10 protein-coding genes and 1 other annotated feature are annotated in these 14,031 nt (G+C 46.9%); of the genes, 1 reads left to right on the top strand and 9 read right to left on the bottom strand.

Going from position 1 to position 14,031, the window contains the following annotated elements; translation table 11 throughout:
• Positions 1-2: 2 nt before the first annotated feature.
• The 5 genes from IGI84_RS02305 to IGI84_RS02285 all read right to left on the bottom strand — a co-directional run bounded on the left by IGI84_RS02305 (position 3) and on the right by IGI84_RS02285 (position 6,535).
• Positions 3-2,441 carry an FtsK/SpoIIIE family DNA translocase gene (locus IGI84_RS02305; RefSeq protein ID WP_195265343.1) on the bottom strand — a complete coding sequence of 813 codons (2,439 nt, stop codon included), beginning with the start codon at positions 2,439-2,441 and terminating at the stop codon, positions 3-5.
• Positions 2,442-2,605: 164 nt separating this feature from the next.
• Positions 2,606-3,409: an amino acid ABC transporter substrate-binding protein gene (locus IGI84_RS02300; protein ID WP_005227273.1), complete on the bottom strand. Its 804-nt coding sequence runs from the start codon at positions 3,407-3,409 to the stop codon at positions 2,606-2,608.
• Between the two features lie 13 nt (positions 3,410-3,422).
• Positions 3,423-4,055 (bottom strand): amino acid ABC transporter ATP-binding protein, encoded by a 633-nt coding sequence (locus IGI84_RS02295; RefSeq protein WP_005227272.1) that lies wholly within the window; start codon positions 4,053-4,055, stop codon positions 3,423-3,425.
• Between the two features lie 12 nt (positions 4,056-4,067).
• Positions 4,068-4,712, bottom strand: coding sequence for an amino acid ABC transporter permease (locus IGI84_RS02290; protein ID WP_010748717.1), 645 nt, complete (start codon positions 4,710-4,712; stop codon positions 4,068-4,070).
• Between the two features lie 307 nt (positions 4,713-5,019).
• Positions 5,020-5,254, bottom strand: a binding site (T-box leader).
• Between the two features lie 126 nt (positions 5,255-5,380).
• The gene (locus IGI84_RS02285) at positions 5,381-6,535 is read right to left on the bottom strand and encodes a cobalamin-independent methionine synthase II family protein (protein ID WP_195265345.1); all 1,155 of its coding nucleotides are present in this window, start codon (positions 6,533-6,535) and stop codon (positions 5,381-5,383) included.
• Positions 6,536-6,661: 126 nt separating this feature from the next.
• On the opposite strand from IGI84_RS02285, the gene IGI84_RS02280 reads away from it, so the two are divergent.
• Positions 6,662-7,582 (top strand): LysR family transcriptional regulator, encoded by a 921-nt coding sequence (locus IGI84_RS02280; protein WP_005227268.1) that lies wholly within the window; start codon positions 6,662-6,664, stop codon positions 7,580-7,582.
• 128 nt (positions 7,583-7,710) lie between these two features.
• Here the strand turns inward: IGI84_RS02280 and IGI84_RS02275 are convergent, their stop codons facing one another.
• The 4 genes from IGI84_RS02275 to IGI84_RS02260 all read right to left on the bottom strand — a co-directional run bounded on the left by IGI84_RS02275 (position 7,711) and on the right by IGI84_RS02260 (position 14,028).
• Positions 7,711-10,077: a phosphoketolase family protein gene (locus tag IGI84_RS02275; RefSeq protein WP_005227267.1), complete on the bottom strand. Its 2,367-nt coding sequence runs from the start codon at positions 10,075-10,077 to the stop codon at positions 7,711-7,713.
• A gap of 196 nt (positions 10,078-10,273) precedes the next feature.
• The gene (gene araA, locus IGI84_RS02270) at positions 10,274-11,698 is read right to left on the bottom strand and encodes an L-arabinose isomerase (RefSeq protein WP_142424148.1); all 1,425 of its coding nucleotides are present in this window, start codon (positions 11,696-11,698) and stop codon (positions 10,274-10,276) included.
• Between the two features lie 19 nt (positions 11,699-11,717).
• Positions 11,718-12,413, bottom strand: a complete 696-nt coding sequence (locus tag IGI84_RS02265) for an L-ribulose-5-phosphate 4-epimerase (RefSeq protein WP_008376133.1) — start codon at positions 12,411-12,413, stop codon at positions 11,718-11,720.
• Between the two features lie 19 nt (positions 12,414-12,432).
• Complete coding sequence (locus tag IGI84_RS02260; protein WP_220426287.1) at positions 12,433-14,028, bottom strand: xylulokinase; 1,596 nt, start codon at positions 14,026-14,028, stop codon at positions 12,433-12,435.
• Positions 14,029-14,031: the final 3 nt, after the last annotated feature.

Here is a 14,031-nt window from a genome sequence, read left to right as displayed (position 1 = left end):
CCTTATTCATCAAAGGTAGGAATGTCTTCTGGTTGCGGCTCGATCAAGACTTTCCGTGGCTTGCTGCCTTCAGAAGGGCCAACGACGCCTTGATCTTCTAATTCATCCACTAACCGAGCTGCTCGGTTATAGCCGATGCGAAAACGTCGCTGCAAGAGAGAAACGCTGGCGGTCTGCATTTCCACCACAAGGGCTTTGGCATCTTCGAATAGCTCATCTTGCGGTTGTCCGCTGCTGCCAGCACTCGTTTCTTCCTCAGTGACCATCATTTTTTCTTCATAATTGGCTTCTTGCTGATCGGTCACGAATTCAACCACTCGTTCGACTTCTTGGTCGGAAATAAAGGCCCCTTGGACCCGAATCGGTTTGTTCTCACCCATCGGCAGATACAGCATGTCGCCGCGGCCAAGCAGTTTTTCGGCCCCGTTCCCATCAATGATGGTCCGCGAATCGACACCGCTGGAAACCGCAAAGGCCATCCGCGATGGAACATTGGCTTTGATGATCCCTGTAATGACATCCACACTTGGTCGTTGCGTTGCTAAGATCATATGGATACCTGCTGCCCGTGCCATTTGCGCCAAACGAATGATGGCATCTTCGACTTCGTTGCTGGCAACCATCATCAAGTCGGCTAACTCATCGACGATCACTACAATAAATGGCAAGATCGGACGATTTTCGCCGTCTTCTAAATTCTTATTGATCACTAAATCGTTGTAGCCAGTAATGTTTCGGACCCCAGTTGCCGCAAATTTTTCGTAGCGCTCTTCCATTTCCTTGACCACTTTTTGCAACGCTTGCGCCGCTTTGCGGGGATTTGTCACGACAGGTGTCAAAAGATGGGGAATCCCATTGTAAACATTTAATTCAACCATTTTCGGGTCGATCATCATCAGTTTGACTTCATGGGGTTTTGCCCGCATCAAAATACTGGTGATGATGCCGTTGATGGCTACGGACTTCCCGCTCCCGGTCGATCCGGCAATCAAGAGATGGGGCATTTTCGTTAAGTCTGCCGTTTGGACACGACCAGAAATGTCGCGTCCTAAAGGTACTTCTAATAGTTTATCTGGATGATCTGGTTGGGCTTCGATCACTTCTCGGAATGAAACCATGCTGACTGCGCTGTTTGGAACTTCGATCCCAATCAATGATTTCCCTGGGATTGGCGCTTCCATCCGGACATCTTTGGCGGCCAAGGCTAAGGCGATATCATCGGTCAACCCGACGATTTTGCTGACTTTGACCCCTACTGCTGGTTGAACTTCGAATTTGGTTACTGCTGGTCCTAAGCTGGCTTTGACGACTTTTGCGTCAACACCGAAGCTTTGGAAGGTAGTTTCTAACACACCGATATTTTGTTCGATCTTTTTGTACTCGCTGCTTTGATCCGTTGAAGGGATCGAATCGAGTAATTGCGCTGAAGGCAATTCATAATCACGATTTTCAGCTTCTTCCGAAATCTCAAATTCCAATACTTCACCATCGTCATCGAGGATCTCCCCGTCTTCATTGACCTTTTTGCTTGGTCCCGGTTTGTTTCCCGCTGGATGTGGTGCTTGAGCGGCCTCTGGTCCCGCCGCTTTCGGCAATTCTTGGAAGTGGTCGATGGGTACAAAGCTCAGCTGCTCTGGTTCAAAATCAGCTGGCGCTTGCATCTGCTGTTCTTTTGCTGATTTTTCGTCTTCTGTCATTGGTCGGACTTGATTCTTTTCTTTGATCTCCGCCATGACTGCTGCTCGCTCGGCTTCTTTTTTGGCTTCTTTCGCCGCTTGTTTCTCTGCTGCTCGTTCCGCTTTGCGGGCTTCTCGTTCGGCTTGCTTTTCTGGAGAGCCTTCTAACAACCGCTGCAGCTTGTCACCAGCTATTTGCAGGTGCTCCACTAACTCGTGGCTGCTCATTTGGCTGAACAAGAACGCCCCGATCAGCATGAGTAAAACAGCGATGATGTAGCTGCCGATCTGGGAAACAAGAAAATAGGTCGCCCCATAAAGCATGGCGCCAATCATTCCGCCCCCGACATTTTGGGTCACTTGGCTGCGCCGAATATCGCCTAACAGCGTCATCCATGTCGTTTGGAAGATATTGGCTTGTTCTCCCACCACATTACTAAAGATTTGCGCATGGAGGATGATCAGTAAACCAAAATACACCAATACACAGCCAATCACTCGCCGAATACTCTTAAATCGAGCATCGGTCGTTTTGATCGCTAACCAGACACCATAAGCGGCTAGGGCAACACTCAAAAATTGGTACGTGTTTCCGCCAACGATCCGAAACGCGTTGGCAATCAAGGTTCCTAAAAAACCTAAATGGAAAAAGCCAAATATCGAAAACAAGACAAAGAGCAGGCCGACGCCGACCAGCATTAATTTCTCTTGCTGTTTTTGTTGTTTTTTTGTTTTGCGTTTCTTTGCGCGTTTTTTTTGCGCCATTTCTATCCCTCTTTTCATCTTTCCCTATTATAACGAAAAAAGAAGGCGAACAAAAGTTTTCCTGTGAGAAATTTTGGTTAGGTGCTGGAATTTAAGCGAAAATTTCTTAAATGATGAAAAAAACACCAGCCGCTAAGCAGCCAGTGCCTCTTGTTGACTTGTTTTTAGTTTGGTGTGACGTCTTCGCCAAACCACTTTTCAGAGATTTCAGCAAAGGTACCATTGTCTTGCAATTCTTTCAAACCATCATTGATTTTATCTGCCATGGCTTGATCGTCTTTCCGCACACCTACAGCAAAATCTTCTGCTTCAAAGGGGCTTTCGATTTCGTTGAAGTCATCGGTTTTGCCTGTTTGAGTCAAATAATATTCTGCGTAGACGCGGTCGATCAAAAGACCGTCGATCCGACCGTTTTCTAGATCGATAAAGGCTTCATTAAAGCTGGCATACAAGGTTGCGTCATTGCCGTCTACGAGATCCTTCAAAACTTCCGGTTGGTTGTTGAAGGTCTCATAACCAGAAGAGCCTTCTTGGGCACCTAAGACTTTGCCCTCCATATCATCAAAGCTTGTAATGCCGCTGGCTTTTGCTGTGACCAAGACTTGTTTGTTTTCCATATAAGTATCTGTAAACAATACTTTTTCTTCACGAGCTGCGGTTTTGGTATACCCGTTCCAGATCATATCGATGGTGCCATTGCTTAGTTCGGTTTCTTTCATGGACCAATCGATTGGTTGAAATTTGACTTTGGTTCCTGTTAGATCCAAAATCGCTGTGGCTAAATCCACATCAAACCCAACGATGTTGCCTTGGTCGTCTTTAAAGCCCATCGGTACGAAGGTATCGTCTAGGCCGACGATCACTTCTTCTTTGTCAGCGGCACTGGTTGTGGTGTCATTGCTGCTGCCGCACGCCCCTAATAAAAATACACTTGCTGCTGCGATTCCCGTCAATAGTAATTTTTTCATTTTGTTCTCCCCCTTATTCTCCTGCTACTTTTAATAATTGATCGCCGATATTTTCGGCAAAAACCAAATCATGGGTCACCACGATCTGGGTCACTCCTTCTTTTTTCAGATCCAAGATCAGCTGTTCGACTTGCTGTCTCAAGCCTGGATCTAAGGCGCTGGTAGGCTCGTCATAGGCCAACACTTTGGGATTCATCGCCATCGCTCGTGCAATAGCCACCCGTTGCCGCTGCCCCCCGGACAATTGGAAGGGATATTGGGCTAGTAGGTCACTTAACCCTAGTTTTTCTGCCAACTGTTCGGCTTTTGCTGTATACGCGGCCTTGTCTTGTTTTAGCACCATTTTTGGTGCCAAAGTGATGTTTTCAAAAACCGATAAGTGCGGAAATAATTGGAAGTCTTGGAAGACAACACCGACGACTTGTTCTTGTTCCTTTGTGTCGGTGGGATCAAAGGCTTTGCCATCCAGTAAAAAGCTTCCAGAATCGATCGTTTCTAACCCTGCTAGTGTCCGAAGCAAGGTGGTTTTCCCGCCACCGGAAGGACCGACCACCGCTAAGATACTGCCGTCTTCGATCGTCAAGTCTAGCTGATCGATGACTTTTTTAGCGCCAAATGATTTTGATACTTGTTTTAGTTCTAACATACGTGGTTCCTCCTAACGGTAATAGTCCAGTTTGGTCTCGATTTGTTTTAACAATAACGTAAAGACGCCTGTCATCACCAAGTAGATCAAGCCGACCCCAACTAACGGAAGCAAGGTACTGTCTCGCTCCATGGCGATTTTTCCGATTCGCATCACGTCTGACAAGCCTAAGATGTAAACGAGAGATGTGTCTTTGACAAGATTGATGACTTCATTGCCGACAGATGGCAGGGTGATCTTGACGACTTGTGGGATGATGATTTTTTGGATCGTTTGGATCGGCGACAAACGCAAGACTTTCGCGGCTTCGTACTGTCCGGCTGGAATCGATTGGATCCCCCCACGGAAAATCTCAGCAAAATAAGCAGCGTAATTGATAATAAAGGCGATCAAGGCTGCTTCAAAGCGGTCAAAGACGATCCCTAAGATCGGCAGACCGTAGAATACGAAGATCAACTGTAGCAATAAAGGCGTTCCTCGCATCAACCAAACGTAGACTTGCACGATCAATTTCAAAATACGCAGGCGACTGGCTAAAACAAAGGCCAACAAAATGCCTAAGGGAATGGACCCGATTAAGGTCAGTGCGAACAATTTAACGGTGATTCCAGTTCCTGAAATCAGTTGGGGCATAACATTGACTAAATACTCAAACATGATGACTTCCTCCTTGATAGGTTTCAATTTCGATTAGCAGCGATACAGCTTAGCGACGGCTTCTCCGACGCTTATGTGACGCTGGGCGTTGGCTGGTGAGGGGCAACTGGCAAGTTTCATTTTTCTAAAAAAGAAAAACAAAAAAAGCGCACACTGGCATTTGCCAGAGGACGCTAGATACGTGGTTCCACCTCAATTTGCCTTTCCTTCACAGGAAAAGGCCTCGTGCAGTCTTTGTGATCCTTCCACTTTCGGTTTTCGGTGAGCCGCAAAAAAAGAGAAAAAAAACGTCCCCTAGCCATTACAGCTAAAGGACGTTATCAACGCGGTTCCACCTTTGTTTATCAGTGCTTCACAGCAACTGAACTCAGAAAGTCATCAATCAATGACTGCTGCTGTAACGGGCAAACCCGGTCTCTCCTACTTTTCTTTCGGAAAAACGACTCCAAGATGTGTTTCACAACCATGCGTTATCTCTTTGCACCAACCAGAGACTCTCTTCAAACAGCAAGCCTTGCTACTCTTCTTTTCGATGTCTGTTTCATTAAGTTGTGTCTTACTTTACTCGCTCTTAAAGAAAATGTCAAACATTTTTTCTGAAATTTTCGAAACTTTGTCGCATGCACCGATTTCGAGGGGAAGATTCAGGGAAAAGAAGACGCAACTGCTTAACCGAAGTATGCTTCAGCTAAGGTTTGCCCTTGCTTGATTTTTGCCCATTGCTGCTCAGTCGAAAGCTCATTGCCGCAGTCACAAGAGGCAAAGCCACATTGATGAGAAAGATAAAGCCGCTCCTTAGGAATGATTTGACTAGCTTTGTCTAATAAAGCGATCACTCGCTCTTCATCGTCTAATGTGGCGGTTTTGCTGGATAATAAGCCTAAGACAACCTCCACTTCTGGGCGATCTTTCAGCGCTTCTAAAGCCGAGATATCACCGGCACGGTCATCATCCCACTCTAGGAAAAAGCGGTCATAATGCTGATCACGTAAGAATTTTTCGGCGATCGCTTTGTAGGTACCACTGGCTGCCGCGCGGCTTTGGTAATTGCCGCGACAATTGTGGGTCCAGACTTTTAATCCTAATTCGTGGGCGTAATCAGCGACTTCGTTGTTGATCGCCACAAATTCATCGGCTAACGCTTCTAAGCCGTCATTGCCTTGGATGAAGAAGCTCTTGTCATTGTCTTCGGCGAATAATTCCCATAAACAATCATCGAACTGAACGATCTCACCACCGGCTTCTCGGTATTCCTGCAAGAATTCCTTGTAGGCGTTAAGCAGCCCTTCCCGCAAGGCTTCTTTCGTTGGATACACCTGACCTTCACCAACGAGGTCGTTAAAGACAGTCAGCTCGGTAAAGGCGTGGGCAGCCCCCCAGACGGTGATTTTGACTGGCAGGTCGCCAGCTTGGCGTTTGGTTTCTTTAAACAACGTCAAGTAATGATGGTTTTTGCCAGATAATGGTTCTGTGATTCGGATGCCGATGTCTTTACGCGTTTCAAAATGTCCACCGTCTAAATCTTCAAAGGCATACCCATGATCGGAGATATAGCGCTCAACGCCTTTTAATCCCCAGAGAAAATCCAGATGCCACATCGAGCGGCCGTGTTCGCCATCTGTGATGACTGTGATGCCGTGTTCTTTTTGCGCTGCAATGATGTCAGCAATCGCTTTTGCTTCCGTTTCTTGGTAGCCAGGAAACGCATCATAAAACGGGTACTGGATGTCCTCCCGATGCTCAATTTGATTTTTGTAGTCCAATAAATCTTGTGGTCGTAACAATGACCCCACAAGCTGAAATTTGTCTGTTGCCATATCCATTCCTCCTATACAAAGTTTTCAAAATTGTTAGATTTATTTTAGCAAACATCTTATACTATAGATAATACTTATAAACTTATATATTCCATAGGCAATACCTATAACACGAAAAGGAGGTTGCTTCCCATGCGTATCCAGCAGCTTGAATATTTGGAAAAAATCGTAGAGACCGGCTCTTTCAATGAAGCCGCCAAACAACTTTTCATCAGTCAGCCCTCCCTCTCTCAAGCCATGAAAGAGTTGGAAAAAGAGTATGATCTGCAGCTGTTTTACCGTAGTAAATTAGGGGTGACCTTGACCGATGATGGCCGTTCCTTTCTCAACTATGCTCGAAATGTTTTAGACCAAGTCAATCTCTTGGACGAACGCTTTCGCAAAGACAGCCATCGCAAGCATGTTTTCAGTGTTTCCGCGCAGCACTATGCCTTCGTCGTCCACGCCTTCGTGGAGCTGGTTAAACAGTTAGGGGAAGATGAATTTCAATTCACCTTGCGGGAGACCCAGACACAAAATGTACTGGATGATATCCAGACGTTTAAGAGCGAATTGGGGGTCATTTATCTGAATGATTTCAACACGACGGTCCTCACCCGTTTGATCCACGAAAAAGACCTGCAATTCATTCCTTTATTTGAAGCCAAACCCCACGTCTTCATCGGCCGAGAAAATCCACTGACTCAGAAAAAAAGCATCACATTAGCTGATTTGGAACCTTATACCTATTTGTCGTACGAACAAGGGGAAACCAATTCCTTCTATTTTTCTGAAGAGATTTTAAGCACTTTACAACGCAAAAAACACATTCGCATCAGCGATCGTGCCACGATTTTCAATTTGATGGTGGGTCTCAACGGCTATACCATCAGCTCTGGGATCATCAGCAGTGAGCTGAATGATGAAAAAATCGTTGCGATTCCTTTGGAAGTCGATGATGCGATGACACTAGGTTATCTCAAACACAAGAAAATGGAACTGAGCGAGATGGCTTTGGACTATCTCGCCTTGTTGAAACAGCATATCAAAAATTACGGTTTCGACGTCTTTTAAAAAAACGATCCGCAGACAGTCGGTCGGGCTTCCTTGGTAAGGCGTCCCGACCCTGTTGCGGATCGTTTTGTTTCTTTTGTGCTTTTTTTGTTCTTAAACTGTCTTACGTTGGTGTTGTGGAGAATAAATCAACGCAATGGTTTCCATTCCCACTCTTCGACTTCGGCGATATCATAGCCGTTTTCTCGAATAAAGTCATGGTGATACGCAACGGTGTCTGCCATTTTTTGGGCAAAGTCCGTTGCTTTTTCTCCATAGACCCATTCGGCGGCGTCTTTGGCTAAGTGGAAGCGATCCAATTCAGAAAGGATCCGCATATCAAACGGTGTCGTGATGTCGCCATTTTCTCGGTACCCGTGAATATGAAGCTGTTGGTTGCGACGGCCAAAGAAGATGTCGCGAATCAGTCCTTCATACCCGTGGAAAGCAAACACGATCGGTTTGTCTTTCGTAAAGTAGGCTTCGAATGCTTCATCGCTCAACCCACGAGGATCGACTTCTGGACGACGCAATTTCAATAGATCGACCACATTGATGAAGCGGACTTTCAACTCTGGGAAGGCTTCAATCAGCAACGAAACAGCAGCTAAAGCTTCCAAATTCGGTTCCGTCCCAGCAGCTGCGATCACAATATCGGGTTCTTGTCCTTCATCTGTCGATGCCCAGTCGATGACTTTCAAGCCATCTTTGACAAGCACTTTCGCTTCATCCGCCGAATAAAACTGCGGACGTGGGTGTTTTGAAGAGACCACTAGATTGATCTTTTCTTCAGAAGCGAGCGTTTCTGCCATGACAGCCATCAAGCTATTGGCGTCGGCTGGCAAGTAGACCCGCACAAAGTCGGCTTTTTTCTCTGCAATATGGGTCATGATCCCTGGATCTTGGTGGGTGTACCCATTATGGTCTTGTTGGAAGACCGTTGATGAAGCAATCAAATTCAATGAGGGGTACGGGTTGCGCCAGTCAAGATCATGGGCTTTTCGTAACCATTTGAAGTGCTGCGTGATCATAGAATCAACGACTCTTAGGAACGACTCGTAGCTGGCAAAGAAGCCATGACGCCCCGTCAGCACATAGCCTTCCAAGAAGCCTTCTGCTTGATGTTCTGATAATTGTGAATCAATCACACGGCCCACTGAAGACAGCCATTCATCATAATCAGGATGTTTTGGCTCCAACCATTGGCGGTCCGTGACTTCGAACACATGGTTCAACCGATTGGATTTGGCTTCATCTGGGCCAAAAATGCGGAAGTTGTCAGGATTTTCTTTGATGATGTCACGGGCAAATTTTCCGAAGACCATCATATCTTGGGCAGTCGTTTCCCCTGGTGTCTCAATCGCAATGGCATGTGCTTGCCAATCTGGCAAGCGTAGCGGTTGCGGATCGATCCCCCCATTGGTGATTGGGTTGACAGCCATCCGTTGCTCCCCTTTTGGCGCCAATTCTTGAATCTCAGCTTTGATGCGGCCGTTTTCGTCAAAAAGCTCTTCTGGACGATAAGACTGCAGCCAATCCGTCAAAGCATCCACGTGTTCCATGTGTTTCGCATTGACCGGGATCGGCACTTGGTGGGCACGGAATCCCCCTTCAATCGGCTCGCCATCCCAGACTTTCGGTCCAGTCCACCCTTTTGGTGTGCGAACGATCAAAACAGGCCAATGAGGCATAGCGGCTTCTTCCGCAGAACCTTTGCGGGCTTCTGCTTGGATCGCGTGGATCTGTTCGATGGCTTGATCCATCTTCTGTGCCAATTGCGGATGAACGGCTTCTGGATCGTCCCCTTCTACGAAATAAGGGGTCCAACCCATGCCTTCAAAATATTTCGTGAGATCTTGGTCGCTTTTACGAGCCAAAATCGTTGGGTTGGCAATTTTGGCGCCATTCAAATGCAAGATAGGCAAAATTGCGCCATCATTGACTGGATTGATAAAGGTGTTTGAAAACCAGCTGCCCGCTAATGGTCCGGTTTCGGCTTCGCCATCACCGACCACTACTGCTGCAATGACATCGGGATTGTCTAAAATAGCTCCGGTAGCGTGGGCGATGGAATAGCCTAACTCGCCGCCTTCATGGATCGAACCTGGCGTTTCAGGTGCCGCATGAGAAGCGATCCCACCTGGGAAAGAGAAGGTTTTGAATAGATGTTTCATCCCTGCTTCGTCTTGGGTGGCTTTTGGATAGATCTCGCTGTAGCTGCCGTCTAAATAAGCATTCGCAACCATGACTTGTCCGCCATGGCCCGGTCCTTCGATATAAAACATGTTTAAGTCGTACTTATTGATGACGCGATTGAGATGGGTGTAAATAAAATTTTGTCCGGCGATCGTTCCCCAGTGACCAATTGGATTCACTTTCAAATCTTTTTCTTCGATGGGGCGGCGCAATAAGGGATTGTCTTTCAAATAGATCTGACCAACGGAAAGGTAGTTGGCTGCTCGCCACCAAGCGTTCATTTTCTGATAATACTCTGGTGTATCGTAGGTTGTCTTCATTGTGCTCCTCCTTTTAGTCCATTGTTCCACTCTTACATAAAAGTCTATGCCCCCTATATTTAAAAGTCAATTTTGCTGATTGCTGGTGCTTTCAGGGGTCTGCTTATCTGCACTTTGCAGCTAGAAGGCAAGAAAGCTTAAGAAAAACGCAAAGAAACCGCCGGCATCGCCAACGATTTCTTTTGTGATTGGGTACTTATTTGATCGTTACGTATTCTAATCCTACAAGCTTCGCCCATGTTTCGATCTGGTCAGAATTTAAGACAAGTGAGACAACGGTGTGATGGCCACCGCCTGTTTCGATCCATTGTTTGACGCCATCGTGGAAGTTTGGTTTTGGCGTCCACATTACTCGTGCAACCGGTAGTTTTGGTGCTTCTTCAGTTGGCTCAAAGGCATCGACTTCATTGATCAATAATTTGTAGTGGGTGCCAAAGTCGGCCATCGAAACCACGACACCTTCGCCGCCTTGGCCGTCAAAGACGAGGCGAGCTGGGTCTTCACGATCCCCCATTGACAGTGGTGAAACCACGATTTTTGGTTTATTGGCTGCTAATACTGGATCGACTTCCATCATGTGGGATTGCAAGATGGCTTCTTTTCCTGGTGTCAGCTCATAGGTGTAGTCTTCCATAAAGCCAGTCGCTTTATTGTGAGCCATGATTTTCATCAAGCGGTCAATAGCGGCTGTTTTCCAGTCCCCTTCACCGGCAAACCCATAGCCTTCTGCCATCAAGCGTTGTACAGCTAAACCAGGCAACTGCTGCATACCATACAGGTCTTCAAAGTTCGTGGTAAATGCCGTATAGCCGCCTGCTTCAAGGAAGCGGCGCAGACCGATTTCTTGTTTGGCTTGGGCTTTGACATGACGTGCCCACTCTTCTTTGTCGTAATCGCCATAATCGAAATCATACAGCTGGCTGTATTCTTCAAAGAGTGCATCGATTTCTTCGTCAGTCACCGCATCGACAACTTGTACCAAATCGCCGATCCCAAAATAATCAACGGTCCAACCAAATTGGATCTGTGCTTCGACTTTGTCGCCTTCCGTCACCCCAACGTTACGCATGTTGTCGCCAAAACGAGCGACTTTGATTTGGAAGCTTTCATTGTAACCGACTGCCACGTCCATCCAAGCAGCGATTTCTTTTTGGATGGCTTCATTTTTCCAATAGCCGACAACGATTTTGTTTTGCTTTTTCAAACGGGCATTGATAAATCCATATTCTCGGTCACCATGAGCCGCTTGGTTCAAGTTCATGAAGTCCATATCGATGGTTTCCCATGGAATTTGTTCATTGTATTGAGTGGCAAGGTGCAGCAATGGTTTTTGTAATAATTTCGTGCCGCGAATCCACATTTTTGCTGGTGAGAAGGTATGCATCCAGGTGATCACCCCAGCGACTTCATCCCGATAGTTGACTTCTTTCATGATTTTCGTAATCGTATCGGCAGTAACAGCGAGTTCTTGTAAAACGACTGGATAAGGCAGCTTTGAGCTGTCATTTAAGCTTTTGACCATTTCTTCTGCATGGTCCCGTACTTCTTGTAATGCTTCTTCTCCGTATAAGTGCTGTGATCCTACGACGAACCAAAATTCTTTTTTCCCGATTTCTAACATTCTACTTGCTCCTTTTTCGTTATTTTTGCCCGTAATAGGCATTTTCTCCATGTTTGCGTAAATAATGTTTGTCTAAGACCCGCTGCGGCAATTCGGGTGCGTAACTGTTCAGCTGACGCGTGATAAAATTCATCTTAGCAACTTCTTCTAAGACCACTGCGTTCATCACCGCCGCATCCGCCGTTTTGCCCCAGGTAAACGGTCCATGACCGTGAAGCAAGACACCAGGAATTTCTTCTGGCGTGATGCCGCGTTCCTTAAAGGTTTCGACGATCACCTGTCCTGTTTGTGCTTCATAACCTTCATCGATCTCGGCTTGGGTCAAAAAGCGGGCACAGGGGACTGCTCCATAAAACGTATCGGCATGAGTTGTGCCCATCGCTGGCAGATCGAGTCCTGCCTGAGCCCAGCTCGTCGCCCAAGTAGAATGGGTATGGACGATCCCACCAATTTCTGGAAATGCTTTGTATAAAACGGCATGCGTTGGCGTATCGGAGGAAGGATTTTTCGCTCCTTCCACTACGTTGCCCTCAAAATCACAAACCACCATATCACTGGCTTGCATGGTTTCATAGTCAACACCGCTAGGTTTGATGACAAACAACTGCTGTTGGCGATCCACTGCTGACACATTGCCCCAGGTGTATTTGATCAATCCTTGCTTCGGCAATGCCAAATTGGCCTGAAAGACTTCTTCTTTTAATCCTTCTAACACAAAATTCCCTTCTTTCTTTTTAAATCAACGCATCGATTGCCGCTTGCTCGATCGGCAACCCTGCTTGGTAACGTTGAGTAAAGACGGTGAACCCCTGAATGTCGGCTTCTGTCGGGGCTAACGTCACGCCGTGGTCATTTTTAAATACTTGATCTGCTAAGAATGCTGCCAAGGATTGTTCTGGCGTGTGACGGCGAAGGTATGCTGCTAAAAGGGCGATCCCCCAGGCGCCGCCTTCACCAGCCGTTTCCATGACCGTGACTGGGGCTTCCATGACAGCTGCCAAGACACGTTGGGCAACTTCTGGCGTTTTGAAGATCCCCCCGTGACCAACGATTCGATCAATGGCGACGTCTTCGGCTTCCAGAATCTTCATCCCGATCTTCATCGCACCAAAGGCACTAAACAGATGTAAGCGCATGAAATTTGCTAAAGTAAAAGAACTCTCTGGCGATCGGACGAAAAGCGGCCGTCCTTCAGGGATCTTAGTGATATTTTCACCAGAATAATAGCCATAAGAAAGCATCCCGCCACATTCTGAATCCCCTTTCAATGCTTCGTTGAATAAGGACGCAAACAATTCTTCCGTGGAAAGTTTCATTCCAGCTGCGTCGGCAAATTCGCGGAAAATTTTGACCCAGGCATTGATCTCCGAGGTACAGTTATTCGTATGGACCATCCCCACCAAATCTCCAGAAGGCGTCGTGACCAAATCGATCTCTGGATACACTTTAGTTAAGGGTTCTTCTAAGACGATCATGGCAAAAGCCGACGTCCCGGCTGAAACATTCCCGCTTCGCTGTGCCACACTATTCGTGGCAACCATGCCAGTGCCCGCATCGCCTTCTGGCGGACATAACGGGATGCCAGCTTGCAAAGTACCAGTTGGGTCGAGTTTTTTTGCGCCTTCTGCCGTCAATGTGCCGGCTGGTTCGCCTGCTGTCAACACTTGTGGCAAAAGGTCTTTGATCTGCCAAGGATACCCCTGACTGCTGATTTGTGCATCAAATTGCTGCAGCATATTCGCATCATAGTTTTTTGTCGTACTATCTATTGGGAACATCCCAGATGCATCGCCGATTCCGATAACTTTTTCCCCTGTCAGCTGCCAATGGACATAGCCGGCTAAGGTAGTGAAAAAAGCGACCTCTGGGACGTGGGCTTCTTGATTCAAAATCGCTTGATACAAGTGCGCGATACTCCACCGCTGCGGGATGTTGTATTGGAACAATGCCGTCAAGGCTTTTTCTGCTTCTTCCGTGATCGCATTGCGCCATGTCCGAAAAGGTACCAACAGCGTGCCTTGCTGATCAAAGGCCATATAGCCGTGCATCATTGCAGAAAAACCGATACTGCCGATCGTCGTCAAAGGCACCTCGAATTGCTGCTGGATGTTGTGCGCTAACTCTTGATAGCTGGCTTGCAGTCCTTGCCAAATCGCCTCTAGTGAGTAGGTCCAAATCCCTTGTTCCAATTGATTTTCCCATTCAAAGCTGCCGGAAGCGATCGTCTGAAACTGCTCATCGATCAAGACAGCTTTGATCCGTGTCGAGCCTAGCTCGATCCCAAGAGACGTGCGCCCGTCAATAATTGCTTGCCTTACTTGTTGAGTCATCTT

The sequence above is a fragment of the Enterococcus sp. DIV0008 genome (assembly GCF_050542615.1).
GTDB lineage: Bacteria > Bacillota > Bacilli > Lactobacillales > Enterococcaceae > Enterococcus_D > Enterococcus_D innesii.
Note: the sequence above shows the minus strand (reverse complement) of the source record. Positions and strands in the feature narration are given on the sequence as shown.